The sequence below is a fragment of the Mesorhizobium sp. M2C.T.Ca.TU.002.02.1.1 genome (assembly GCF_003997225.1).
In genome coordinates, this window is sequence record NZ_RZTO01000605.1 from 1 (window position 1) to 3,864 (window position 3,864).

Annotated in this window: 4 protein-coding genes; all 4 read right to left on the reverse strand. The window is 64.6% G+C overall.

What is annotated here, in order from left to right; genetic code table 11:
* Nucleotides 1–533 (reverse strand): DUF72 domain-containing protein (locus EOD07_RS25900; protein ID WP_164772521.1); only part of this gene is annotated, 533 nt, incomplete at its 3' end.
* A gap of 30 nt (nucleotides 534–563) precedes the next feature.
* The gene (locus EOD07_RS25905) at nucleotides 564–1,022 is read right to left on the reverse strand and encodes a GNAT family N-acetyltransferase (protein ID WP_127237437.1); all 459 of its coding nucleotides are present in this window, start codon (nucleotides 1,020–1,022) and stop codon (nucleotides 564–566) included.
* Nucleotides 1,019–1,429, reverse strand: coding sequence for a DUF302 domain-containing protein (locus EOD07_RS25910; RefSeq protein ID WP_164772522.1), 411 nt, complete (start codon nucleotides 1,427–1,429; stop codon nucleotides 1,019–1,021). The genes EOD07_RS25905 and EOD07_RS25910 overlap by 4 nt, the downstream gene beginning before the upstream one ends.
* A partial coding sequence (gene uvrA, locus EOD07_RS25915) for an excinuclease ABC subunit UvrA (RefSeq protein ID WP_127237439.1) occupies nucleotides 1,429–3,864 on the reverse strand: 2,436 nt, incomplete at its 5' end. The genes uvrA and EOD07_RS25910, both read right to left, overlap by 1 nt.

The following is a 3,864-nucleotide window of genomic DNA, read 5'->3' on the forward strand; positions in this document are numbered from 1 at the left end:
GCCGGATATTTGGCGTGGTCGGCATAGACGATCGCGGCCTTGTATTTGCGCGCAAGGGCCGGGAATTCCGGCACGATGAAGCTGTCGTTGCGGACCTCCAGCGCGTGGCGCAACGGCACGCCGTCCTGCTTCTCGGGCAGGAGTTTGAGGAACGCTTCGAAATCGTCGGCGTCGAATTTCTTGGTCGGCGCGAACTGCCACAGGATCGGCCCGAGCTTCTCGCCGAGGGCGGCGACGCCGGAGCCGAGGAAGCGCATCATCGATTCGCCGGCCTCGCCGAGCACGCGACGGTTGGTGACGAAGCGGTTGCCCTTGAGCGAGAAGACGAAACCGTCCGGCGCGTCGTTGGCCCATTTGACGAAGGTCGGTTCCTTGAAACTGGAATAATAGGTGCCGTTGACCTCGATGCTCGGCACCTGGCGGCTGGCGTAGTGCAGTTGTTTGGCCTTGGCGAGCTTCTCCGGATAGAAGGAGGTGTCCCAGGGCTCGAAAGTCCAGCCGCCCATGCCGGAGCGGATCGTTCCTTGGCTCATCGTCTTCCTCCTCCGAGTTTCAAGATGTGGTCAGGTCGCTTTGCCGACCGGCTTGGCCATGTCGACCACGGTCCATCCTGGCCGGTATGGATTGGCGCGGCGACCCGTTTCCCGATAGCCAAAGGCCGAATAGAGCGCGATGTTCCGCTCCATGCGCGAATTGGTGTAGAGCCGCACCTCCGGCACGCCCCATGACCGCGCCTGTTGATCGGCGAAGTTCAGCAATTTGATCCCGAGCTTTTTGCCCTGGAAGGCCGGCGCGGCCGCGACGCTGAAGATCATGGCGTGGTCGGGATGACGCTCAAGGACGATCAATCCGGCGAGTTCCGAGCCTTCTTCCAACAGCCAAACTTCGCCGCGCTCGATGCGCGGAGTGTAGTCCTCGGTGACCGGGATCGGGGGGCCACCGAAGATGGGCGTGTAAGGCGCATAGGCGTCTGCGGTCAGTGCGACGACGGCGGAAAGATCATGGCGGCGGGCCAGTCTCATGATTGGTTCACTCCGGCAGCGGTCGCGACGACCTTTTTCAGGCCGGCGGCAATCGCCGCGACGGCATCGCGGCTGGTGTCGCCGAGGCTATGGCGCTCTGCTAGCCACCGCGCGTCGTTGTAGGACAGCCAGACCTTGCCTTGTTCGTCTTCCCAGGCCAGCGCCTTGATCGGCAGGTCGATGCCGGCAAGCTGATGGTCCTGCATCAACGGCGTGCCGCCCTTCGGATGGCCGAAGATCAGCAATTCGGTCGGCCGCAACGGCGCGCCGATCTCACGCGCACCGGCAGCATGGTCGATGCGCGCGAAGACGCGTAATCCCGCGCTGGTGACCGTCTCGACCAGCCGGTCGATGGTTTCACCGACGCGGAAGCGGCTTTCGACGGAGATCAGGCCGTTCCCTGCCATCACTCGGCCGCTTCGCGTTTGCCTCCGGGGCGCCGCTCCAGAAGCTCCTTCAGGAACTGGCCGGTGTAGCTGCGCTTCTCGCGCACGATCGCTTCCGGCGTGCCGGACGCCACCAGCTCGCCGCCGCCGTCGCCGCCTTCGGGTCCGAGATCGAGCACCCAGTCGGCGGTCTTGATCACTTCGAGATTGTGCTCGATGACCACCACCGTGTTGCCCTGGTCGACCAGTTCGTGCAGCACTTCGAGCAGCTTGGCGACGTCGTGGAAATGCAGGCCGGTGGTCGGCTCGTCGAGAATGTAGAGCGTCTTGCCGGTCGCCTTGCGCGACAGTTCCTTGGCGAGCTTTATCCGCTGCGCCTCGCCGCCCGACAAGGTCGTCGCCTGCTGGCCGATATGGATATAGCCGAGGCCGACCTGCTTCAGCGTCTCCAGCTTGTCGCGCACGCCGGGCACCGCCGAGAAGAAGTCGACGCCTTCCTCGACCGTCATGTCGAGCACGTCGGCGATCGACTTGCCTTTGAACAGCACGTCGAGCGTCTCGCGGTTGTAGCGTTTGCCGTGGCAGACGTCGCAGGTGACGTAGACGTCGGGCAGGAAGTGCATCTCGATCTTGATGACGCCGTCGCCCTGGCAGGCCTCGCAGCGGCCGCCCTTGACGTTGAAGGAGAAGCGGCCCGGCTGATAGCCGCGCGCCTTGGCTTCGGGGAGACCCGCGAACCAGTCGCGGATCGGCGTGAAGGCGCCGGTATAGGTCGCCGGGTTGGAACGCGGCGTGCGGCCGATCGGCGACTGGTCGATGTCGATGACCTTGTCGAGGAATTCCAGCCCCTCGATACGGTCATGCTCGGCCGGATGCTCGCGCGAGCCCATGATGCGGCGCGAGGCCGCCTTGAACAGCGTCTCGATCAGGAAGGTCGACTTGCCGCCGCCGGACACGCCGGTGACGCAGGTGAAGGTGCCGAGCGGGATCTCCGCCGTGACGTTCTTCAGATTGTTGCCGCGCGCGCCGACGACCTTGATGCGCCGGTTCTTCTTGGCTTCGCGGCGCACTTCCGGCGTCGTCACTTCGAGCTCGCCCGACAGGTACTTGCCGGTGATCGAGGCGGGTGTGGCCATGATCTGCTGCGGCGTGCCTTGCGCGATGATGCGGCCGCCATGGATGCCGGCGGCGGGGCCGATGTCGACGACATAGTCGGCATGCAGGATGGCGTCCTCGTCATGTTCGACGACGATCACCGTGTTGCCGATGTCGCGCAGGTGCTTCAGCGTATCGAGCAGGCGCGCATTGTCGCGCTGGTGCAGGCCGATCGACGGCTCGTCCAGAACGTAGAGCACGCCGGTGAGGCCCGAGCCGATCTGCGAGGCGAGCCGGATGCGCTGGCTCTCGCCGCCCGACAGCGTGCCGGAATTGCGCGACAGCGTCAGATAGTCGAGGCCGACATCGTTCAAGAAGCGCAGCCGCTCGCGAATCTCCTTGAGCACGCGCACCGCGATCTCGTTCTGCTTCTCGTTGAGCTGCGCCGGCAGGTCGGTGAACCATTGGTCGGCCTTGCGGATCGACAGCTCGGTGACCTCGCCGATGTGCTTGCCGGCGATCTTCACCGCCAGCGCTTCCGGCTTCAGGCGATAGCCGTTGCAGGCGGGGCAGGGAGTGGCCGACATGAAGCGCTCGATCTCCTCGCGCATCCAGGCCGATTCCGTTTCCTTCCAGCGGCGATCGAGATTGGGGATGACGCCCTCGAAGGTCTTGGTGGTCTTGTAGGAGCGCAGGCCGTCATCATACTGGAAGGTGATCTCGCGCTCGCCGGTGCCGTGCAGCACGGCTTTTTGCGCGTCAGCGCTCAGATCCTTGAACTTGTCGCCGAGCTTGAAGCCATAGGCTTTGCCCAGCGCTTCCAGCGTCTGTGCATAATAGGGCGAGGTCGACTTCGCCCACGGGCTGATGGCGCCGTCGCGCAGCGAGACGTTTTCGTCCGGCACGACGAGGTTGGGATCGATGGCACGCTGACTGCCGAGGCCATCGCAGGTCGGGCAGGCGCCGAACGGGTTGTTGAAGGAGAACAGCCTAGGCTCGATCTCGGGAATGGTGAAGCCGGACACCGGGCAGGCAAACTTCTCCGAGAACAGGATGCGCTCATGCGTCTCGTTCTTCGACTTGTTGACCGAGTCCTCGCCGGTCAGGCTGGCGTCGAGCGGCCGGTCGGCGAACTCGGCCACCGCGAGGCCCTCGGCGAGCTTCAGGGCCGTCTCCATCGAATCCGCCAGCCTGGTCGCCAGGTCGCCGCGCACGACGATGCGGTCGACGACGACGTCGATGTCGTGCTTGTACTTCTTGTCCAGCGCCGGCACATCGGCGATCTCGTAGAAGGTGCCGTCGACCTTGACGCGCTGGAAACCCTTCTTCTGCAGCTCCAGCAATTCCTTGCGGTATTCGCC

Coding starts and splice junctions, on each gene's coding strand:
- EOD07_RS25905 (WP_127237437.1), bottom strand. CDS start 1,022: ATGAGACTGGCCCGCCGCCATGATCTTTCCGCCGTCGTCGCACTGACC.
- EOD07_RS25910 (WP_164772522.1), bottom strand. CDS start 1,429: ATGGCAGGGAACGGCCTGATCTCCGTCGAAAGCCGCTTCCGCGTCGGT.